The organism is Prevotella denticola, from assembly GCF_900454835.1.
In the GTDB taxonomy this organism is placed as follows: Bacteria; Bacteroidota; Bacteroidia; order Bacteroidales; family Bacteroidaceae; genus Prevotella; species Prevotella denticola.
The window spans coordinates 14,675-34,691 of record NZ_UGTM01000001.1; the positions used below are offsets into that span (position 1 = coordinate 14,675).

Below are 20,017 nucleotides of genomic sequence, written 5' to 3' on the forward strand. Positions count from 1 at the left end.
GAAGAATCTAAAAAGGTGTGCTGGAATATTTCCGACACACCTTTTTCAATTCTGGCACTTATTCAGAGTTATTGCTGTCCGATAAAACTTAAATGGCCTGATTTCCCATACGGCATCTCCCTTAGGCAGACAATCCTATATTGCTTTCGGCAAGATAAGTCCCCAATCCGATAAGTTTTGTCGGCTTTTAAACTGCAAGCAGCTTCACAACCCGGCAAAAACTCGTAGGGTGTCGGGGGCTCACACCATTGGTGTCTGCCGACGACACCACCCGAGATGGACACCAACACACAGGCAGGAAAGGGTAAGAAAGTCATATTCCTGTCAATACAATATATATCAAGATGTGCCCATGACTGACTTATACAGGGAATGTTTACCGGAACCGTAATCATCCAGAACAGAGCGATGACAGTCTGACGGATTGTTACTGCCTCCTGTATTCTTTTCCCCTCGACCGCAGGATGGCCCACACACCTATAGCGATGAGCGGAAGGCTGAGGATCTGTCCCATGTCAATGGGCAAGCCTGCCTCGAAGGCTTCCTGCACTTCCTTGGTGTATTCGATGGCGAAACGGAAAGTGAAAATAAGCGTGAGGCAGAGACCGAAGTAGAGCCCTGTCCCGACCTTCTCCGGATGTTTCCGGTAAATCAGGAAGATGACAACGAAGAATACGAGGTAGGCAATGGCTTCATAGAGCTGCCCGGGATGGCGCGGGTGGGTGTCGACATTGTAGAAGATGAACGCCCACGGCACGTCCGTCACCTTACCGATGATTTCCGAATTCATCAGGTTTCCAAGCCGGATAAAACAGGCCGTGATGCCCGAGCAGATGCCGAAGAAATCGAGCACCACCCAGGTATTCATCCCCGACCGGCGGATGTAGAGGTAGAGTGCGATGAGCAGTCCGGCCACTCCGCCGTGGGATGCCAGCCCCTGATAGCCCACGTATTTCCACGATCCGTCGGCAAGGTGGTGGAAAGGAATGAAGATGGAGAGGAATCCGTCCCATGAAGTAAGGAAGTCCTGCGGCTCATAGAAGAGACAGTGACCCAACCGGGCACCTGCCAGTACGCCGAAGAAGACATAGAGGAAAAGCGGGTCGAACTTCTCGTCAGGGAATTTGTGCCGCCTGTAGAGCCACTGCATCAGAAAATAACCCAGGACAAGTCCCACGAGCCAGCACATTCCGTACCAGCGGACAGGAACCGAGCCGATGCGGAAGATTACCTCTTCGGGCTGCCAGACGATGTAAAGTAGATTGTTCATAAGATAAAAGAAATCAGAACAGCCTCATCCTCGAACCCCTCCCCGGTGCATTCGGCCGGTGACCGTCGGTCTGGAGAAGGGATGGAGGGGAAGACGCTATACGTTGAACCTGAAGTGCATGATGTCGCCGTCCTGCACCACGTAATCCTTGCCTTCAATACCGAGCTTGCCGGCTTCGCGAATGGCAGCCTCTGAACCATACCTGAGGTAGTCGTCGTACTTGATGACCTCCGCACGGATGAAACCCTTCTCAAAGTCGGTGTGAATGACGCCGGCACACTGCGGAGCTTTCCAGCCTTTGTGGAAGGTCCAGGCCTTTACCTCCATCTCTCCGGCGGTGATGAAGGTCTGGAGGTTCAGCAGGTGGTAGGCCTTCTTGATGAGCCGGCTCACGCCGCTCTCCTCCAGCCCGAGCTCTTCCAGAAACATCTTCTTGTCCTCGTAGCTATCGAGAGACGCAATGTCCTCCTCGGTCTTGGCAGCGATGATCATGGCCTCCGCTCCCTCCTCGGCAGCAATCTGCTCAATCTGCCGGCTGTATTCGTTGCCGGTCTTGGCACTGTCCTCATCGACGTTGCAGACATAAAGCACCGGTTTTGTCGTCAGGAGGAAGAGGTCGTGGGCGGCCTGCTGTTCCTCCTTGCTGTCAAACTCCACGCTGCGGGCGTTCTTCCCCTGCTCCAATGCTTCTTTATAAGCCTCCAGGACAGACACCATCAGCTTGGCGTCCTTATTACCCGCAGCGGCTACCTTCTGCTGTTTCGAGAGCTGCGCCTCGATGGTTTCGAGGTCCTTGAGCTGCAGTTCGGTGTCTATGATTTCCTTATCCTCAACCGGATTGACAGCCATGCCGCCCTCTCGTACCACGTTGTCATCCTCGAAGCAGCGGACGACATGGATGATGGCATCGCACTCACGGATGTTGCCAAGGAACTTGTTGCCCAGCCCTTCACCCTTTGAAGCACCCTTTACAAGTCCTGCTATATCGACAATCTCGCAGGTAGCAGGAACGATGCGTCCCGGATGGACAATCTCCGCCAGCTTGTTCAGCCGCTCGTCAGGAACAGTGATGACACCGAGGTTCGGCTCAATCGTACAGAATGGGAAGTTGGCTGCCTGTGCCTTGGCACTGCTCAGACAGTTGAAAAGCGTGGACTTGCCGACATTCGGCAGTCCTACTATACCACATTTTAATGCCATGCTTAAATAAACGTTTATATCTCTGGTGCAAAAGTACACAATTTATTTGAGATAAGCGATGATAGGCGGGGATAAGCGATGATGACCTGTGAGGGATAGGCGATTGTAAGCGGGGATAAATTAGGTAATGGGGATTAGGGCAACTCATTATCGCCTATCCCCATTTATAATCGCTTATCATCGTCTACATCTCCGCCTCAAAGGCTTCTGCCTCAGCAGCGGCGATGATGGCCTCCCTGTCGTTTCCCTGTGGTAAAGATCCATCGGGGAAATCATGGTCGCAGGCTGTCTTGCCGGATTCCGCTTTCTCTGAACCGGTCGCCTTCCCATACCCCTTCTCATCGGCAGCCGACGACTTCTCGTCGAAGACTTCTTCCTGGAAGGGGTTCTCGTGCTTCTCCATCTCAGTCTCCGCACCCACGATGAAGTTCATATCCTGCGATGTTTCCGGCACGTCCAGCACCGGCTCTTCCTCCATCTTCGTGCGGCTGGCCTTGGCCGAGAACACCTCGTCGATGAACTGCGGTTCGCGGCGCAGACGCTGGAGTGTCAGTTTGGAAGCCTCCTGCTGGCTTTCCTTTTTCGAGTAGCCGCGCCCCTCACCGCATGGCAGCCCTTCCATGAGTACCTGAAAGTAGAAAGTAGGGCTTCCCTGCTTGTCCTTCTGGTTCTCAATCAGTTTGAATTCCATCTTCACCTTGTTCTTCTGACTCCATTCAATGAGCTTCGACTTGAAGTTCACCTCCTTGTAGGCCACCTTGTCAATGTTGATGAGTTCACCGAGAATCTGGGTCTTCATGAACTTCATGCAGGCATTGTAACCATGGTCGAGATAGAGTGCGCCGACCAGCGCCTCAAAGGCATTTCCTCCCAGATAACTGTTATGTGAAGACGAGTGGCCGTTGGAGAGAATCAGCTGGTTGATACCCATCTCCTTTGCCAGCCGGTTGAGCGTATCGCGTTGTACGATCTTCGAACGTGTATTGGTAAGGAAACCTTCCCGCTTCCCCGGGAAATGTTCGTAGACAATGTCGCCGACGATGGCATCAAGGATGGCATCGCCAAGGAATTCCAACCGTTCATTGTTTACAGGCTTACCCTTTGCATTACGCCGTGCGACGCTCTTGTGCAGGAGTGCTGTCTTGTAATAAGTGATATCGTGTGGAATGATGCCGATGATCTGGTACAAGGACAGATAAAGCTCCTTCTCCTTGCGGAAAGGGAGCCTTATCCTGTCAATAATATTATTCAGCATACTTCTTGAATACAACACAAGCATTGTGGCCGCCGAAACCGAAGGTATTGCTGAGCGCAGCACGTACCTCGCGTTTCTGGGCCTTGTTGAACGTGAAGTTCAGGTTGTAGTCCAGTTCCGGATCCTTGTCATCTTCCTTGTGGTTGATGGTAGGAGGAACGATGTCGTTTCTGACAGACAGTACACACGCCATGGCCTCTACGGCACCTGCCGCACCGAGGAGGTGCCCGGTCATACTCTTGGTAGAAGAAATGTTCAGCTTGTAGGCAGCCTCACCGAACAGCTCCTTGATGGCTTTCGCCTCGGAGATGTCACCGACGTGGGTAGATGTACCGTGGACGTTGATATAGTCGATGTCCTCCGGCTTCAGACCTGCATCCTCAAGAGCTGCTTTCATGACGAGCTTGGCACCGAGTCCTTCCGGGTGAGAAGCAGTGATGTGATAGGCATCAGCCGACTCACCTTCACCGATCATCTCAGCATAGATCCGGGCACCGCGGGCTTTCGCATGCTCCAGCTCCTCGAGAATCAGGCAGCCGGCACCCTCACCCATCACGAAGCCGTCGCGGCTTGCAGAGAACGGACGGGAAGCGTGTTCCGGGTCGTCGTTGCGTGTAGACAGGGCGTGCATGGCGTTGAAACCACCTACACCGCAGGCGCAGATGGCAGCCTCAGCACCACCGCTGACGATAATGTCGGCCTTGCCAAGACGGATCTGGTTGAATGCAGCTGCCAGCGCATTGCTCGAAGAAGCACAGGCGGAGGTCGTCGTATAGTTAGGACCGTGGAATCCGAAGTGGATGCTGATCTGTCCAGCTGCGATGTCCGCAATCATCTTCGGGATGAAGAAAGGATTGAACTTGGGACCGTTCTCCGGATGGGTTGCATAGTAGCTCACCTCATCCTCGAAGGTCTTGATACCGCCGATGCCCACACCATAGATGACACCGATGCGGTTCTTGTCGGCCGTCTCCAGGTCGATTGCCGCATCCTTTACACCCTGGATGGCGCTGATCATTGCCAGCTGGGTGTAGCGGTCGAGCTTGCGGGCCTCCTTGCGGTCAATGTAATCATTGATGTTCAGGCCTTTGACCTCACAGGCGAACTGCGTCTTGAACTGGGTTGTATCGAAACTTGTAATAGGAGCTGCACCGCTCTTCCCTGCCAGCATGTTCTGCCAGGTCTCCTCAGGAGTGTTACCCAACGGAGTAACGGCACCCAGACCTGTTACGACTACTCTTTTTAATTCCATGCGTTGAAATATAAACTAAAAAAGTAAAGCTAAAAAAAAGCCAAGCAAAGGGATAGGCTTTGCTTGGTACTTTTATCTTGAGCAGACGCTTACTTTGCGTTCTCCTCAATATAAGAGATTGCGTCGCCTACGGTAGCGATCTTCTCAGCCTTATCGTCCGGAATAGAGATACCGAACTCCTTCTCGAATTCCATGATGAGCTCTACTGTGTCCAGTGAGTCAGCACCGAGGTCATTTGTGAAGCTTGCTTCAGGCTTTACTTCAGCCTCGTCAACACCGAGCTTATCTACGATAATAGCCTTTACCTTTGATTCAATTTCTGACATAATTGTAAGTTTTAATTGTTTAATATTGATTTCCAAATTCTAAAATGCGCTTGCAAAGGAACTGTTTTTTTTCGATGTATGCAAGTTTTTTACTCAAAAAAGCACATTTAACTGCACATAGTATATGTATTTGTGCAGCTTTTTAAGCATTTTGCTACTTTATCTGGCGACAAATCAAATGATTATATCAGTTCATTCAAACCTTTAATTATCCTGCCATGCTGTTGCCTGTCTGGTGCAGTACGCCGTCCGGCAAGGTTTCCCTGGATTTCTTACAAAGAAAAACAACGGTATTTATTTTGCGCTTTAAGGATTTTACTATATATTTGCAAAATAAACAGAAAAATAAAAACCGAATGTCATTTACAGAGCATTGTAACGAGATTTTCAATCAGGCAATCCGCGATTACCACATCACGGATAATGTAGATACCCCCATCAGTAACCCTTATGACAGGGATTCCATCGAGAACCGGCTCTACCTGAAGTGCTGGATAGACACAGTCCAGTGGCATTTCGAGGACCTCATCCGTGACCCGCACATCAACCCGGAGAACGGAATGAGCCTGAAACACCGCATCGACCGGTCCAACCAGGACCGTACTGACCTTGTGGAGCAGATCGACTCCTACTTCCGTCAGCTCTACTCAGATGTGGCACCCTTGCCCGAGGCAACCATCAACACGGAAAGTCCGGCATGGGCGGTAGACCGGCTGTCGATTCTGGCACTGAAAATCTACCACATGAAGGAGCAGACCGAACGCACGGATGCACCGGCCGAACACATCGAGAAATGCAGGTCGAAACTGAACATCCTCCTCGAACAGCAGAAGGACCTCAGCCTCGCCATCGACCAGCTGCTCGATGACATCCAGCACGGACGGAAGTACATGAAAGTGTACCGACAGATGAAGATGTACAACGACCCTGCGACAAACCCGATACTTTATAATAACAAGAAGAAGTAAGCCTAAGCCTCACCCCCAACCCCTCTCCGAATGGAGAGGGGAGTAATCACCGATGAGGGGTCTTGTCAGGGGGATAACTTGGGCAGAATCATCACCGCCTATCACCGCCTATCACCGCCTATCACCGCCTATCACCGCCCTTCATCGCCTATCACCGCCTACAGCCTCTCGTCACCGCCCATCATCCTATGAAGACCCCACACCTCCTTATTATCCGTTTCTCGGCCATGGGCGATGTCGCCATGACAGTTCCCATCGTCTACTCGCTTGCGAGACAGTATCCCGATGTGAGGATCAGCGTTCTTTCCCGTCCTTTCGCACAGCCTTTCTTCCAGGACCTTGCACCGAACGTATGCTTCATGGCGGCTGACCTGAAAGGAGAATACAAGGGGCTGGCAGGCCTCAACAGGCTATACCGCCGTCTGATTGCCAAGCAGCCCACTGCCGTGGCCGACCTCCACAATGTTCTCCGCACACGTTACCTCCGCCTGCGCTTCCTTCTTGGCGGCTATCCTGTGGCACATATCAACAAACACAAGAAAGGGAAAAGACAGCTGTGCCGGAAAGAGAACAAGGTGTTCGCACAGCAGCCCACCTCCTTCCACAACTATGCGGATGTGCTCGGACAGCTGGGCTATCCTGTCAAACCTGATTTCAAGAGTATCTTCCCACAGGAAGGCGGCGACCTCCGGAACCTCCCTAATATAATAGGTGTAAAACAGCCTGATGAATGCTGGATCGGCATCGCACCCTTCGCTGCCCATGCCGGCAAGATGTATCCACAGGAGAAGATGGGAAAGGTCATCTCTCTGCTCACAAAACAGCATCCTTCCTGGCGCATCTTCCTCTTCGGCGGTGGCAGACAGGAAATTGAAGTGCTGAACGGCTGGGCAGCAGAGTTTCCGCAATGTCTATGCGTTGCCAATGCCCTTAAAGGACTGGAACAGGAACTCATCCTCATGAGCCACCTCGACACCATGCTCTCCATGGACAGTGCCAACATGCACCTGACCTCCCTCACCGGTACGAGGGTCGTAAGCGTATGGGGGGCAACACACCCTTACTGCGGATTCATGGGATGGAACCAGAAGGCGGAGGATGCCGTGCAGATTACCCCCCTGCCCTGCCGTCCCTGTTCCGTCTTCGGCAACAGACCCTGCCATCGTGGCGACTTCGCCTGTATGAACAATATCCTGCCTGAAGAAATCGTACAACGCATCGAAGCAGGATTACTGTCGGGACAGAAGACCATGGTGTTATAACAAATGGTGTCGATATCAACAATGACGTCTTTATAATCCACCCGGCTTATCATGATGCGTTTATGGGTGGAGAATGGTCTGTTGATGATATGTATCCTTCGCACTATTACAAAATTGACGACCGCATCGTCTTTCTCTGCTCACGTGCAGATTCCTTTACAAAACAGGAGAAATGCAGGAAAGCCTATCATCAGATAGTGCCCGACAGCCTACGTGTGCGCTATGATGACTTGGCCTTTATCCTTATTGAACATAAAGGAAACAAGGCTAATTTGCTGTCAAGTGATGAAATAAGAAAGCGAAAAATCAGCTCCGTAAGTGCTTTTAGGGAAGCTGTCAAATTCATAGCTCCAAAGGTTACTGAAGAGCAATTAGAAAACGAATAACTTTATCAAGCAGTACGGTAAGGTGATTTTATAATACAGAAACAGTAACTGTAAACACCGGAAAAGACAATTCCTCTCCTGATCTCCCATCCTTATTTCAGCCGATAATCAGCCTTGACGGAATTATTTTCATGAAAAAAAATATTTCTGTTCATGAAGAAAAATATTTCTTTTCGTGAAGAAAAACATTTTCTTTCATGAAAATAATTTTGTGCGTGATAGCTTTTCAGAAATGAAAGGGACGAAGATAACCTTACCATCTGGTATCAGACAGAGATTAAAAAGCTGCTTCCTTTCCTTCCTTATATTTCTTTTACCTTTCGATTATTTTTCTTCTAATATCCTCTAAATACTGATAGAAAACAGGGGCTGGAACATTGTTCGTTTTTCCTTCGTTATATACGCTATTGCAGATATACTGCAAGTCATCAATGTTCCCATGTAGTTCCATAATCCTTCTTGTAAGATTATTTGTGGCAAACATACGTTTCATGAAAATAGCTGAAAGCTGAGCCGGTAGTTTATATACCCATAATTCATTTCTGTAATATTTCATATTGATGCCACGTGAAGCTGCTATTTTTGTTGTCTCACGAATGGTTTTTATGACAGTTGTCAATAGCTTTAGAGAGTTCATAAGTTTATGCACTGAAGCTGTGCTGTCATTTATATCTCCATTTTTCCCGATAACCGAGATGACTGCTGCATTGACAGCCATGTGTATCCATATCCACTCCAGCATATTATAAGGGTTCTCAAGTTTGATATTACAAGACTTGAATAGATTGCAGACAGCCTTGTAATTTGATATTGTTGTCTTGTTTTCAGACTCTATCATGAAATGATCGAATAAACAACAATCAAGTTCAGCCTTTGCAACCAGCTCTTCTCTTTTTGTTCTTATGCAACCTCCTGCAACGGGAAAGCCTAAGACATAATCGTATCCTTGCATGATACCGTCAAGATATTGCTTGTCATACCATAGATTACAGCACAAGAGTATTGTTCCTTTGAATGCTTCTTTTTGCAGTATCTCCATCACATTGGCAATCTTTCCTTGTGAAATACTTATGAAAATCATGTCATATTCTTTTTTTGAGTGTGGATTTACCGTATACTCACTCTTGACTTGAATACCTTTAGATGATTTTCTTCCGTCTAATAACGTAACTTCAATATTGGTTACGTCTTTTTTATTACTTCCTTCCCGAATGTAATGTTCAACATTGTGACCAGCTTCTTTAAAAACAGAACCATAAGTTGTTCCGATAACTCCTAATCCTATAATCAATATATCCATGTTTGTGTTTATTTTTGACAAAGGTAATTAATTATTTGGGCTTTCCTCCTTATTTTTGTAATTTTGTAAGTCTAAGGATAAAATAGGAAACAGACTTAATAAGGAAGTAAAAGACATGGCAAAGGACGACAAGGGACTGACTCCGATGATGAAGCAGTTCTTCTCGATGAAGGCACAGCACCCGGGTGCCCTGATGCTTTTCCGCTGCGGCGACTTCTACGAGACGTATGGTGAGGATGCCGTGGAATCGGCAAAGATACTCGGTATCACCCTTACACGCCGTAACAACGGAGGAAACTGCGATTCAATAGAGATGGCCGGGTTCCCGCATCATGCCCTCGATACTTATCTGCCAAAACTCATCCGTGCCGGAAAGCGAGTGGCCATCTGCGACCAGCTTGAGGATCCGAAGAAGAAACGCGAGGCCATCAAAGGGAAAAAAGGACTTTCGGCAATGGACAAGATGGTGAAGCGTGGCATCACCGAACTTGTCACTCCAGGGGTCGCCCTGAGCGATAACGTGCTGAACTACAAGGAAAACAACTTCCTTGCAGCGGTACATTTCGGTAAAGGTGCCTGTGGGGTAAGTTTCTTAGACATATCTACCGGTGAGTTCCTGACGGGTGAAGGCACCTTTGATTACGTCGAGAAGCTGCTGGGCAACTTCCAACCCAAGGAGGTACTCTTCGACCGTGCGAAGAAACAGGACTTTGAACGATACTTCGGCACACGGCTCTGCACGTTCGAAATGGACGACTGGGTGTTTACCGACCAGACAGCGCGCCAGAAGCTCCTGAAGCATTTCGGCACGAAGAACCTCAAGGGATTCGGCGTTGACCACCTGCATAACGGCGTTGTTGCAGCAGGCGCCATCCTGCAGTATCTGGAGATAACACAGCATACCCACATCAACCACATCACTTCGCTGGCACGTATTGAAGAAGACAAGTACGTGCGGATGGACCGCTTTACCATCCGATCCCTGGAACTGATTGCACCGATGAACGAAGACGGGGCATCACTTCTGGATGTCATCGACAATACCGTCACGCCGATGGGCGGACGTATGCTGCGCCGCTGGATGGTCTTTCCGCTGAAGGATGCAAAACCCATCAATGAGCGGCTGGACGTAGTGGACTATCTTTTCCGTGAGCCAGATTTCCGCGAATGCATCGATGAGCAGTTCCACCGCATCGGCGACCTGGAGCGTATCATCTCAAAGGTAGCTGTCGGCCGGGTGTCACCACGTGAGGTAGTGCAGCTGAAGAACGCCCTCATGGCTATCCAGCCAGTGAAGACAGCCTGTCTTTATGCAAAGAGCGAGACGCTGAAAAGGATCGGCGAACAGCTGAACCTCTGCGAGTCCCTGCGTGACAGAATAGAAAAGGAGATACAGCCCGACCCGCCGCAGCTGGCGGCGAAAGGCAACGTGATAGCACCGGGGTATGACCGGCAGCTCGACGAGCTGCGCTCTATCCGTGACAACGGCAAGCAGTATCTGCTGGAGATTCAGGAGAAAGAGGCAGAACAGACGGGTATCACCTCCCTGAAGATAGGATTCAACAACGTTTTCGGCTATTACTTAGAGGTACGCAATACGTTCAAGGACAAGGTGCCGGAGGATTGGATCCGCAAACAGACACTGGCGCAGGCAGAGCGTTACATCACACCCGAACTCAAGGAGTACGAGGAGAAGATACTGGGTGCTGACGAGAAGATACTGGCGATGGAGGGGCAGCTTTTCATGGAACTGATACAGGATATGCAGGAGTTCATTCCGCAGATACAGATCAATGCCAACCTCATTGCCCATCTCGACTGTCTGCTTTCGTTCATGAAGGTGTCGCAGCAGCAGCGGTATGTACGCCCGGTGGTAGACGGTTCGGAGGTATTGGACATCAAGCAGGGTCGCCACCCGGTGATTGAGACACAGCTTCCGATAGGCGAACAGTACGTGCCTAACGATGTGCTGCTTGATACGGAACACCAGCAGATCATGATGATAACGGGTCCGAACATGGCAGGCAAGTCGGCACTGCTGCGGCAGACGGCACTCATCGTGCTCCTGGCGCAGATAGGCTGCTTCGTCCCGGCCGAACGGGCACGCATCGGGATGGTGGACAAAATCTTCACACGTGTGGGGGCTTCGGACAACATCTCACTGGGGGAGTCTACCTTCATGGTGGAGATGACAGAGGCCTCGAACATCCTTAACAATGTCACTCCACGCTCGCTGGTCCTCTTCGACGAACTGGGACGCGGCACAAGTACCTACGACGGCATCAGCATTGCATGGGCCATCGTGGAGTATCTGCACGAACATCCACGTGCACAGGCACGTACCCTCTTCGCCACGCACTACCATGAACTGAACGAGATGGAGAAGAGCTTCCCACGTATCAGGAACTTCAACGTCTCTGTAAAGGAAGTCGACGGCAAGATCATCTTCCTCCGCAAGCTGGAACCGGGCGGCAGCGAGCATTCCTTCGGTATTCATGTCGCCGAGATAGCGGGCATGCCACGCTCCATTGTCAAGCGTGCGAACGTCATTCTCAAGGAGCTTGAAACGGATAATGCGCAGGTGGGGGGTGTCGGCAAGGCTGCCGTTGAGCGGCTTGACCAGAGCAGGGAAGGCGTGCAGCTCTCCTTCTTCCAGCTCGACGATCCTGTCCTCACGCAGATCCGTGACGAGATTCTCGGTCTGGATGTCAACAACCTTACGCCTGTTGAAGCCCTCAACAAGCTGAATGACATTAAGAAAATACTGAAAGGCCAGTAACTAAACATCTGCTAATTCTTGCAAGTTTTTGAAGAACTTGCAAGAATTGGCAGGTATATGAAAAGTTGATTAAGTCTTATCTCATCAATATTTTCACAGCCACATATTACCGGTTCTCTGAATGAATAATTTCCCGGAAAAAAATTACTGTCATTCCTGTCATCCGGCATAGGCTTATAAATATTTAGTATACTGCCAGTTGGTTGGGAATGTTAAAATGACAGCAAACATTCTTGATACTTACATCATGATAACGACTAAATTATAAAGAGCATTATAACTCCTGTCATTTATGCTCTCTTCTCTACTTTGCGCGCTGAGATTCCGTATCACGGTTGTCATGGTAGGTGCGGTGGACCTGCCTGCCGCCGAATGACCATGCAGCACGGAATCCGATATACCGGGAATGATTGTCAAATCGGTTCGTGTTGGTGTACTCCTGGTAGAATATGGTGTTCCGGTTGATATTCTGATGAAAGGGATCGCCAATGGTAAGACCCATTTTCAAGCGGTCGTCCAGACAGCTGTATTTAAGGCTCATCCGCAGGTAAGCATGAGGATCACTTTGAGTCTGTGCAAAATATTCCCGGAACCAGTGCCGATAGTTGATCTCGGCAATGAGCGTCTTCTGCCGGTTGAGCAGGAACGAGAGCGAACCTTCAGCCCGCCTGCCCCATCCATTTATCTGTAGCACGTCTGTCTGATAATCGGAATGGGAATCATAGTAATATACTTCTCCTCCTATGTTAAGGTTCATCCATGCCAGCACATTACGGTTATAATTGGCATAGACACCGGTCTTTTCATGGCGCAGGCCGTCATAGGGACCGGTTACCTGACTTCCGTTTGCGAGGAATGTGGTTCTCCAGCCTGTCTCCCCTTTGGCATGACTGCTGTAGAGAACGGCATAAAGTCCTTTCCCATTGCTATAGTTTATCTCCATGTTGCGGGTATAGGCAGCTGCGAGATAAGGGTTTCCTGTCATGTAATCAGTGGTGGATGTATAGATACGGAAAGGATTGAGGTCGTTGAAATCGGGTCGTTCTATCCCCCAGTTGGCAGCAAATGCCAGATTCTGATTCCCTTTCAATTGCCAGTTCAGGTGCAGCGTGGGATAGAAGCGTCCGTAATGACTGCGGCTGATCTGTCCCTGTGTGAGCTGGTTGCTTTCCGTCCATGTATGTTCGTAGCGTAATCCGGCCTGCACCTGAAGCTTTTCCGTGAGCTGTTTCTTTACCGATAGATAGGCTGCAAGGGTTCGCTCTTTGTACAGAAATTCATTGCTTTCGGCCGCATTGTACTTCCACTGTCCGTTGGCAAAGTTCTCCAGCATCAGACTTGTCTTGTTGCAGATGGCAGAGAAAGATGCCCCTGTCTCCATATAGAGATGCTTGAAAGGCAGGGAAAAATCAAGTTTCAAGGCGTTTATCTGGTATTTTGCCTTGCTTTCATTGCGCAGCGATTCGGTCATCCCGTTTGTTACCGACACGTTCTCGCTTTGCGTGGGGGCATTGCTGTTGAAGATGTTATAGTTCAGGCTGACAGTCTTCTCTAATGAATCGAGCCTGTATTCTGCATACAGTGTCGTACTTACGTTGTCGTTCCAGACAGCCGGGGCATGAGCTGTCGTAAATGTCGTGTCCTTGTTGATTGAAACAAACGTGTGCCGGGGAGATGTGTGGTCGGCATAGACTGATGCCATAACACCCAGTTCCAACCGTCGGGTGGCATGATATTTCACGATGGCATCTGCATTATACGACGGCCAGGGGGCTATGGTCCGCTTTCTTGTACTGCGCTGATGACCGTCTTTGAAGTCATAGACACAGTAAGACTCGTTGATTACTTTATCCAAAGACATTCCCAGACCTGTGGACAGCTCAAGTTTCCTGCCGGCATAGTTGAGGTTTATATCCTGGAAATACCGCCCACGGTACTGCCGCTGCACCTCCTCACTGATACTTCCACTCCACCCTTTCGACTGGTCACGCTTCATGACGACGTTGATGTATCCCGCATTGGCTTCTGCCTTATACTTTGCCGGTGGAATGGTTATTACCTCTATACGCTCAATATCTTCCGCCTTCAGGCTGCGGAGCTTTGCCTTGACAGCATCGGCAGTCATTTCAAGGATATGCCCGTCAAGCATGATGTGGGTACTGCCTTTGCCTACGATGCTGACGATCTCGTCGCTGACAGTCAGCATCGGTACACGTCCCATCACTTCTATACCGTTCATCCCCTTGGAGAAAGGGTCATTGCCGACAAGATATTGCAGCCGGTCAACATCATTTTTGATAACCCGACGCATCCCTTTTACTGTCACAGCTTTCAGCCTGTATGCATCTGGCTTCATACGGACGGTACCGATATTGCCGACATTGACCAGCTTACAGTAAGTAGCGAATCCAACGAAAGAAACCCGCAGCAAGACCTTCCGCTGACTGCAGGGGATGACAAAATCGCCTCCGTTATTGGTCACTCCGCCATTGATGAAGCCGGAATCCGATGGATTCAACAAAGCTACATTGGCAAACGGTACAGGCTGGCTGTGCTGATCAACAACGTGTCCGATGACCTTTGCTGGTGATTTCTGCGTACACTCTACGAAGATAATACTGTCACTGACGGTCATGCGCATGGGATAGAAGCCCAATACCTCCCGTACCGCTTCGGGAACGGTGCGGTTACGTAGGTTCGCTGTGACTGTAAAGTCCTCTAATTCGTTATAGATGAAGTTGATTGTGTACCGCTGGCTGGCATTGTCAATGTCGGTCAGCACATACGGCAGAGGAGTCTTATTGTAGTTCCGGGTGATGTGCTGTGCCTGCACGCCACAGGCAATCAGCAGCAGTATGCCAAGAAAGAGATGCTTTCTCATAGTGCTTTACTCTATGGTGATTGTACTGTCAGCCAAAGTCAGCTGTACTTTTTCAAAGCTGTTCAGTGTCTCTACTGCACGTTCTACGCTCTGGTCTCTGTTCCAAAGAAAGCGCAGGCGCAGCCGTCCCGCTTCGGGGTTACGACAGACAGTTCTTATCCCATAATAACCGGCTATCTCCCGGACAATGTCCTGCAACATGACATTATCAAACTGCCTGGAAAGAACCGTCTCCCCTGCCTCCTTTCCCGTTTCTTGCCGCCTGTTGTATGTGGAAGCTGTGCGTATTGAGTCTTTTCCCCGTAATGTTTCAGTATGGGCCATTTTGTCTGTGACTGCAACATCTGCATCCGTTGCCAACTGTTTTCTGCCACCTTTGACAATACTGACCGCAGCCAAGGCAATTCCCGATACAGTGAGAACACCAATGACTGCTGCTGCAATCTGTCTGTTATAATGGTGTACAGGTCTGGAAGTAGACTTCTTTTCCATCAGCTTGTGCCATTCCTCTTCTATGACCTCATCTGTCAGTTTATCGGAAGCCCGTCCGTACTCGTATGCACCGGCAGCGTCTGACAGGAGCTGATAGGTCTGCCGCAACTCGTCATCACGCAACAGTTCGTTCAGCTGTTCGTCAGTATATCGGTCAGGATGCTCTGTCATGTCAAGCAGCCTTTCCATCCGTCCGTAACTATCTTTCTTCATTTCTGGTTGGGGTTAAATTGTTCTTTCATTTTCCTGATCGCCTTTGCCAAGTGCTTGTAGACGGCGGCTTCACTGATGCCGGTCTGTTCTGCAATGGCTTTATAGGACAGTCGCTTGTCAAAGCGCAGGCGGAAGACAGTACGGGTCTGTGATGTCAGCCTGCTGTCTGCAAAGGCCAATAATGCCATGTAGCGATCCGTCTGGTGCTGTATGAGCGATAAGTCAGGCTCGGTTTCTGTTGTCAACAGCTTATTGACACGCTCCCTCATCTGTTTCTGTCGGATGATGTCCAGGCACTGGTTGCGCACGCTTGCAAGCAGATAGCTGTCTGTTCCTTTCTCTGGCAGGTGGGCATTGCCACGGAACAGCCGTGCAAACACTTCGCTCACGGCATCTTTTGCCTCATCAGTATCATGCAGCATTGCCACCGCCAGCCTGAACATTGCACCGTAGTGCATTCGGAACAGGTGTTCAATGGTTTCTTCTTTCGACATAGATATCTATTCGTTTTTTTTCTGTTCTTACCCTTATAACGAATGAAGATGGATTTCCCCAACCCCTTGATGTCGTAAATTGTCTTTAAAGTGGGATTTATGTATTATGGGACAGGATAAAAGTTTGAAGACAGCGTAGCAAAGTGAACCGCAAGGGTCTGTTCCTTTGGTACGCTGTCTTTTGTCAGGTCATAAAAAAGGACTTGCTTTTTTCAGTTCGTCTTCAAATGCCGTGCAACCCATATCACCCATGTATCAACGTTGTCTTTTAGAGAGGTTGGAAGTGGAATAGGTATCTTTACATCTGGTTTGATACCCAATTCTTTGTTTTTAATTTGCAAAGCGAAATCTTCATCGACACAGGTGGGGTAATAGCAGGTAATCCCGCTGTGTGGGAGTCGGAAAGGGGTTACATTACCCGACAGGTTGGCTCCGCTGGTATTGTCTTGTCCATATATTTTCCCACGGTTGCAATAATCTTTAGTAAAACGGACTAATGTCTCTCCAGAACTTGCTGTTCTATTATCGACAAGGATTGCAACTTTGATGAACTTGCTTGGTAAGAAAGTTATCTCCTCATCGTTTTCTTCTTCGTTTAAGGGTATAAACTGTGACTTTGATATCTTCGCTTTTTCAGCGAGGGTTATGTCCCCTTGTTTCATCAGTACATCTATGTTCGCAGGACTGCATCTGAATAACACTTTCCAACTCTTGGTAGGTTTATGATCTGCAAGTATTTCAAAGAAAGGTTCCCAGATTGCATCATTCCCGCCTGTATTGCCTCGGATGTCCAGGATCAGGTAGGGACAGTCTGTCTTTTTGTACACCTGCGCTACACTGTCAACCCATGCAAAAGTGGGATTCTGCCCGCCACAGGAGGGTATTCTTACCAGATACGTATCCGAATCAACCCTACAGGCAAGCGGCTGTGGATCATATTCCATTTTCTCCTTGTACTGGGTATGCACCTTTCGGTCGTATTCCTGCCAGAATTTATGCCGGTCAACAATAAAATGCGTGTCGAATTGAGAAAAGAACCAGAACACGTAATCACAGGTTGCGGTCTCTATATCTTGTCCTTTCAACAGGTGTTTTCTGATTGCCTTTTTATGTTTTCTATATTCCTTACCGTACATTTCGTTGATGTATGGGAAAGTGGCAAGATTGGCTTCTGTAAACTGTGTGAGATATTGATAATCCTGCAGATTATGGTTTATGCTGTCAGGACAGGTTGCAGATGATGGCAATATCCAGTATAAAGCTAAGAATACGAAAAACGATTTCAAGTTCATAATATCTTTTTTTAGATTTACGTCCGACATTCCCGACCGCTTGGGAATGCTGTTCCCAAGGCCTGGGAGGCGTATTCCCGACCGTCCGGGAACTTCATTCCCAGACGGTCGGGAACAGTAGGTCTGTAGTTTTACCGTCTTGCCTTTTCACCTGTTTATCTTTCCCAAGGCTTTCCCATAGACTTCAAGGACCTGTGAAGCGACATCCTGATTTTCGAACCGTCTGACGTAATGCCGGCTTCTCTCAACCATTCCTGTACGGTTTTCCATCGCTGACAGCACAGCGGCGGCAGATCCGTCAGCATCGTCCGGGTCCACATACAGGCTGTCGGGGCCTCCCGCCTCTTCCAGGCAGCTGCCCGTTGCAGCCACCACCGGCAGTCCACTTTGTATGGCCTCGATGACAGGTACGCCGAAACCCTCGTACCGGGAGGGATAGATAAATGCCTCCGCCTGCCGATAGACAGCCGGGAGCAGGGTGTTGGGAACACCCTGCAGGAAGTGTATGCGATTGCCAAGGCCCAGTCTTCTGATTTCCGCATCAAGCCGTTTCTGGTATTTCGTCTGCCGGCCTACGATGACAAGATGCAGGTCGGCTGGCAGTTTTGCCATCGCCCGGATGCCCAGGAGGATGTTCTTCCGTACCTCCACCGTACCGACATTCAGCACATAACGCTGCGGAAGCCGGTACTTCCGGCGTGCCTCTACCAGCAGGGAGGGGCTGACGGACTGGCTGAAGCGGGTGCTGCAGCTCTGATAGACCAGGTCGATCCTGTCCTCAGGGAAGTCGCCATAATATAATATGTCACGCTTCGTACACGCACTGATGGCGATGATGCGCGTTGCCTCCCGCAGCATCTTGCGGAACTTCAGCTTATAGAAGAAGGCATCAAGGGCAGGGTAGAACTCCGGATGACGCAGGAAGATAAGGTCGTGGACGGTGACGACTCCGGGAATGCCGGCCGCCGAAAGGCCTTCCGGCAGTTCTCCCGACAGACCGTGGTACAGTTCCACCCCATCGCGCCGGAGATCCTTCACCACACCTTTCATGCGCCACCAGTCACGCTGCAGACGGAAATGAAGGTGGCGGGGATAGCAGAACCGCACATTCTCCCTGGGCTGCACCTGGCAGCGGAGGTCGTCGCGGCCGGCATCAGGAGCGTAGAGCCGCAAGGTCGTGTCGGGCATGATGGGTGCAAGGTCGTTGACCAGCGTACGTCCGTAGCTGCCCAGACCTGTTCCGTTTCTTACGATCCGTTTGGCATCATAGCCTATTGTCTTCTTTCTCATGGGCTGTAATCTTTTCGGTTGGGGCATAGTCCCTGAAGCCTAATTCATAGCAGAGCCAGAACCAGAGGATGCTTATCGGCAAGGCACGGAGAGCGTAAGCCTGGATGTAGTCGTGACGTATGTGCTTCGGGAAGAGGTCGCAGTTGCCCATTCCCGACAGTATGAAAACAAATGCCATCAGTGCCACTGCCCACTTCCCGCGCTTCCAGGGCGCAGCCGTGTACCATATACAGGCACCTGTGAGGGCGATAATATAGCCGCTTGCCTCACTGCCCGTACTGAAGAGTATCACGAAGAGCAGCACCGAGGCAAGGAGGGTTTCGCGGAAGGCAAGATACCGGTACTGCCGGCGGCGGAGGTAAGGCAGGGCGAAGAGCACCATGCCCGGGAGGATGAGCCACAGGTCGGAATAGTCCATATTGCCTGTCGTGCGCCGTACCAGACCCAACAGAGAGATGTTCTGTGCAAAGGAATGGATGTTCTCCGTGTTCTTTCCTACGAGGCAGCTGAACCATTCGTGATACTGCCCTATGATGTAGGCAGGTGAACTGATGGCCATCGGTGCAAGGAAAAGAACAACAGTCCAGACCGCCAGCCAGACCACCAGCCGCACCTTGTGGCGTGAGAAGAGGAAGAATGCCAGTCCGACGATTCCGTAGAGTTTCACCAGCGTCCCCAGCACGATGAAGAAAGCCGCCCATCCTTCATGCTCCTTCTCGATGAGAAAGAACGACGACAGGATGATGGCGGCAATGGCGATGTTGAACTGCTGCATGAACAGTGCCGTCAGCAGAGTAAAGCCGCAGAACCAGTAGATGTATACCTGCTGGCTCTTCCGCAGCCCCGACCAGTAGACTGCCGCAAACAGCCAGCCCGACAGGAACAGAAGCCACAGCAGCATGCCCGCCCACTCCGGGAGAACGGCGAAAGGAGCGATGATCAGGGAGAAAAGAGGGCCGTAATGGTTCACGTCATCATACTCTGCCGGGTAGGCGGCATAGAGCGACGTTCCGTTGACGGTATGCCAGAATACGCCCTTGAAGATGAGAAAGTTGTTGTGGCTGCGGTGCAGTTTCAGCATCCCCGCCAGCGACAGCACCGTCCACAGTCCCAGCAGCACACGGCGGTCGGTGAGTAGGGGGTGACTCAGAATTCGTTTGATTTTATCGTTCATTACCGTTAGTTTCGTTTTTGTTGCATTGCATTCCATACGCCTTTGACAGCGCAAAAGTAGCAATAAAGAATGACAAAAGCCCTGAATCGGCACGTTTTTATGGCGGAAAAGTTTTGGTAGATAGAAAAAAACATCTATCTTTGTCACCGATAGGAACGTCTGAAAGAATTAGAAGTAGTTTCC

General features: G+C 50.0%; 17 protein-coding genes. 5 read left to right on the forward strand and 12 right to left on the reverse strand.

Features of this window, described 5'->3' with window-relative positions; translation table 11 throughout:
• Positions 1 to 427: 427 nt before the first annotated feature.
• The 5 genes from lgt to DYH27_RS00100 all read right to left on the reverse strand — a co-directional run bounded on the left by lgt (position 428) and on the right by DYH27_RS00100 (position 5,303).
• Positions 428 to 1,270, reverse strand: a complete 843-nt coding sequence (gene lgt / locus DYH27_RS00080) for a prolipoprotein diacylglyceryl transferase (protein WP_004354094.1) — start codon at positions 1,268 to 1,270, stop codon at positions 428 to 430.
• Positions 1,271 to 1,366: 96 nt separating this feature from the next.
• Complete coding sequence (gene ychF, locus DYH27_RS00085) at positions 1,367 to 2,470, reverse strand: redox-regulated ATPase YchF (RefSeq protein WP_029216429.1); 1,104 nt, start codon at positions 2,468 to 2,470, stop codon at positions 1,367 to 1,369.
• A gap of 184 nt (positions 2,471 to 2,654) precedes the next feature.
• Positions 2,655 to 3,725 carry a ribonuclease III gene (gene rnc, locus DYH27_RS00090; RefSeq protein WP_004353969.1) on the reverse strand — a complete coding sequence of 357 codons (1,071 nt, stop codon included), beginning with the start codon at positions 3,723 to 3,725 and terminating at the stop codon, positions 2,655 to 2,657.
• Positions 3,715 to 4,977 (reverse strand): beta-ketoacyl-ACP synthase II, encoded by a 1,263-nt coding sequence (gene fabF, locus DYH27_RS00095; RefSeq protein ID WP_004354127.1) that lies wholly within the window; start codon positions 4,975 to 4,977, stop codon positions 3,715 to 3,717. The genes rnc and fabF overlap by 11 nt, the downstream gene beginning before the upstream one ends.
• 89 nt (positions 4,978 to 5,066) lie before the next feature.
• Positions 5,067 to 5,303, reverse strand: coding sequence for an acyl carrier protein (locus DYH27_RS00100; RefSeq protein WP_004347843.1), 237 nt, complete (start codon positions 5,301 to 5,303; stop codon positions 5,067 to 5,069).
• A 356-nt stretch (positions 5,304 to 5,659) separates the two neighbouring features.
• On the opposite strand from DYH27_RS00100, the gene DYH27_RS00105 reads away from it, so the two are divergent.
• The 4 genes from DYH27_RS00105 (at position 5,660) to DYH27_RS00115 (ending at position 7,919) form a co-directional block, all read left to right on the forward strand.
• Positions 5,660 to 6,271 carry a DUF4254 domain-containing protein gene (locus DYH27_RS00105; protein WP_025067026.1) on the forward strand — a complete coding sequence of 204 codons (612 nt, stop codon included), beginning with the start codon at positions 5,660 to 5,662 and terminating at the stop codon, positions 6,269 to 6,271.
• A gap of 30 nt (positions 6,272 to 6,301) precedes the next feature.
• On the forward strand, positions 6,302 to 6,463 hold the full coding sequence (locus tag DYH27_RS13335; RefSeq protein WP_155803257.1) for a hypothetical protein: 162 nt from the start codon (positions 6,302 to 6,304) through the stop codon (positions 6,461 to 6,463).
• Complete coding sequence (locus tag DYH27_RS00110) at positions 6,460 to 7,533, forward strand: glycosyltransferase family 9 protein (protein ID WP_025067025.1); 1,074 nt, start codon at positions 6,460 to 6,462, stop codon at positions 7,531 to 7,533. The genes DYH27_RS13335 and DYH27_RS00110 overlap by 4 nt, the downstream gene beginning before the upstream one ends.
• 62 nt (positions 7,534 to 7,595) lie before the next feature.
• Complete coding sequence (locus DYH27_RS00115) at positions 7,596 to 7,919, forward strand: hypothetical protein (protein WP_025067024.1); 324 nt, start codon at positions 7,596 to 7,598, stop codon at positions 7,917 to 7,919.
• 313 nt (positions 7,920 to 8,232) lie between these two features.
• Here DYH27_RS00115 and DYH27_RS00120 read toward each other — a convergent pair whose 3' ends face one another.
• A complete protein-coding gene (locus DYH27_RS00120) occupies positions 8,233 to 9,219 on the reverse strand; it encodes a ketopantoate reductase family protein (RefSeq protein WP_025067023.1) in 987 nt (328 codons plus the stop codon).
• Between the two features lie 115 nt (positions 9,220 to 9,334).
• Here DYH27_RS00120 and mutS point away from each other — a divergent pair, with 115 nt between their 5' ends.
• Positions 9,335 to 11,998 carry a DNA mismatch repair protein MutS gene (mutS, locus tag DYH27_RS00125; protein ID WP_029216428.1) on the forward strand — a complete coding sequence of 888 codons (2,664 nt, stop codon included), beginning with the start codon at positions 9,335 to 9,337 and terminating at the stop codon, positions 11,996 to 11,998.
• A gap of 304 nt (positions 11,999 to 12,302) precedes the next feature.
• On the opposite strand, the gene DYH27_RS00130 is transcribed toward mutS, so the two are convergent.
• The 6 genes from DYH27_RS00130 to DYH27_RS00155 all read right to left on the reverse strand — a co-directional run bounded on the left by DYH27_RS00130 (position 12,303) and on the right by DYH27_RS00155 (position 19,834).
• The gene (locus DYH27_RS00130; protein WP_025067022.1) at positions 12,303 to 14,879 is read right to left on the reverse strand and encodes an outer membrane beta-barrel family protein; all 2,577 of its coding nucleotides are present in this window, start codon (positions 14,877 to 14,879) and stop codon (positions 12,303 to 12,305) included.
• Positions 14,880 to 14,885: 6 nt separating this feature from the next.
• On the reverse strand, positions 14,886 to 15,584 hold the full coding sequence (locus DYH27_RS00135) for a DUF4974 domain-containing protein (RefSeq protein ID WP_029216427.1): 699 nt from the start codon (positions 15,582 to 15,584) through the stop codon (positions 14,886 to 14,888).
• Positions 15,581 to 16,078, reverse strand: a complete 498-nt coding sequence (locus DYH27_RS00140) for an RNA polymerase sigma factor (protein ID WP_004354061.1) — start codon at positions 16,076 to 16,078, stop codon at positions 15,581 to 15,583. Before DYH27_RS00140 ends, DYH27_RS00135 begins: the two co-directional genes overlap by 4 nt.
• 212 nt (positions 16,079 to 16,290) lie before the next feature.
• Entirely contained in the window at positions 16,291 to 17,370 is a 1,080-nt protein-coding gene (locus DYH27_RS00145) for a S41 family peptidase (protein ID WP_025067021.1), read from the reverse strand.
• A 147-nt stretch (positions 17,371 to 17,517) separates the two neighbouring features.
• Complete coding sequence (locus tag DYH27_RS00150) at positions 17,518 to 18,660, reverse strand: glycosyltransferase family 4 protein (protein WP_029216426.1); 1,143 nt, start codon at positions 18,658 to 18,660, stop codon at positions 17,518 to 17,520.
• A complete protein-coding gene (locus tag DYH27_RS00155; protein WP_029216425.1) occupies positions 18,635 to 19,834 on the reverse strand; it encodes a glycosyltransferase family 87 protein in 1,200 nt (399 codons plus the stop codon). Before DYH27_RS00155 ends, DYH27_RS00150 begins: the two co-directional genes overlap by 26 nt.
• Positions 19,835 to 20,017: the final 183 nt, after the last annotated feature.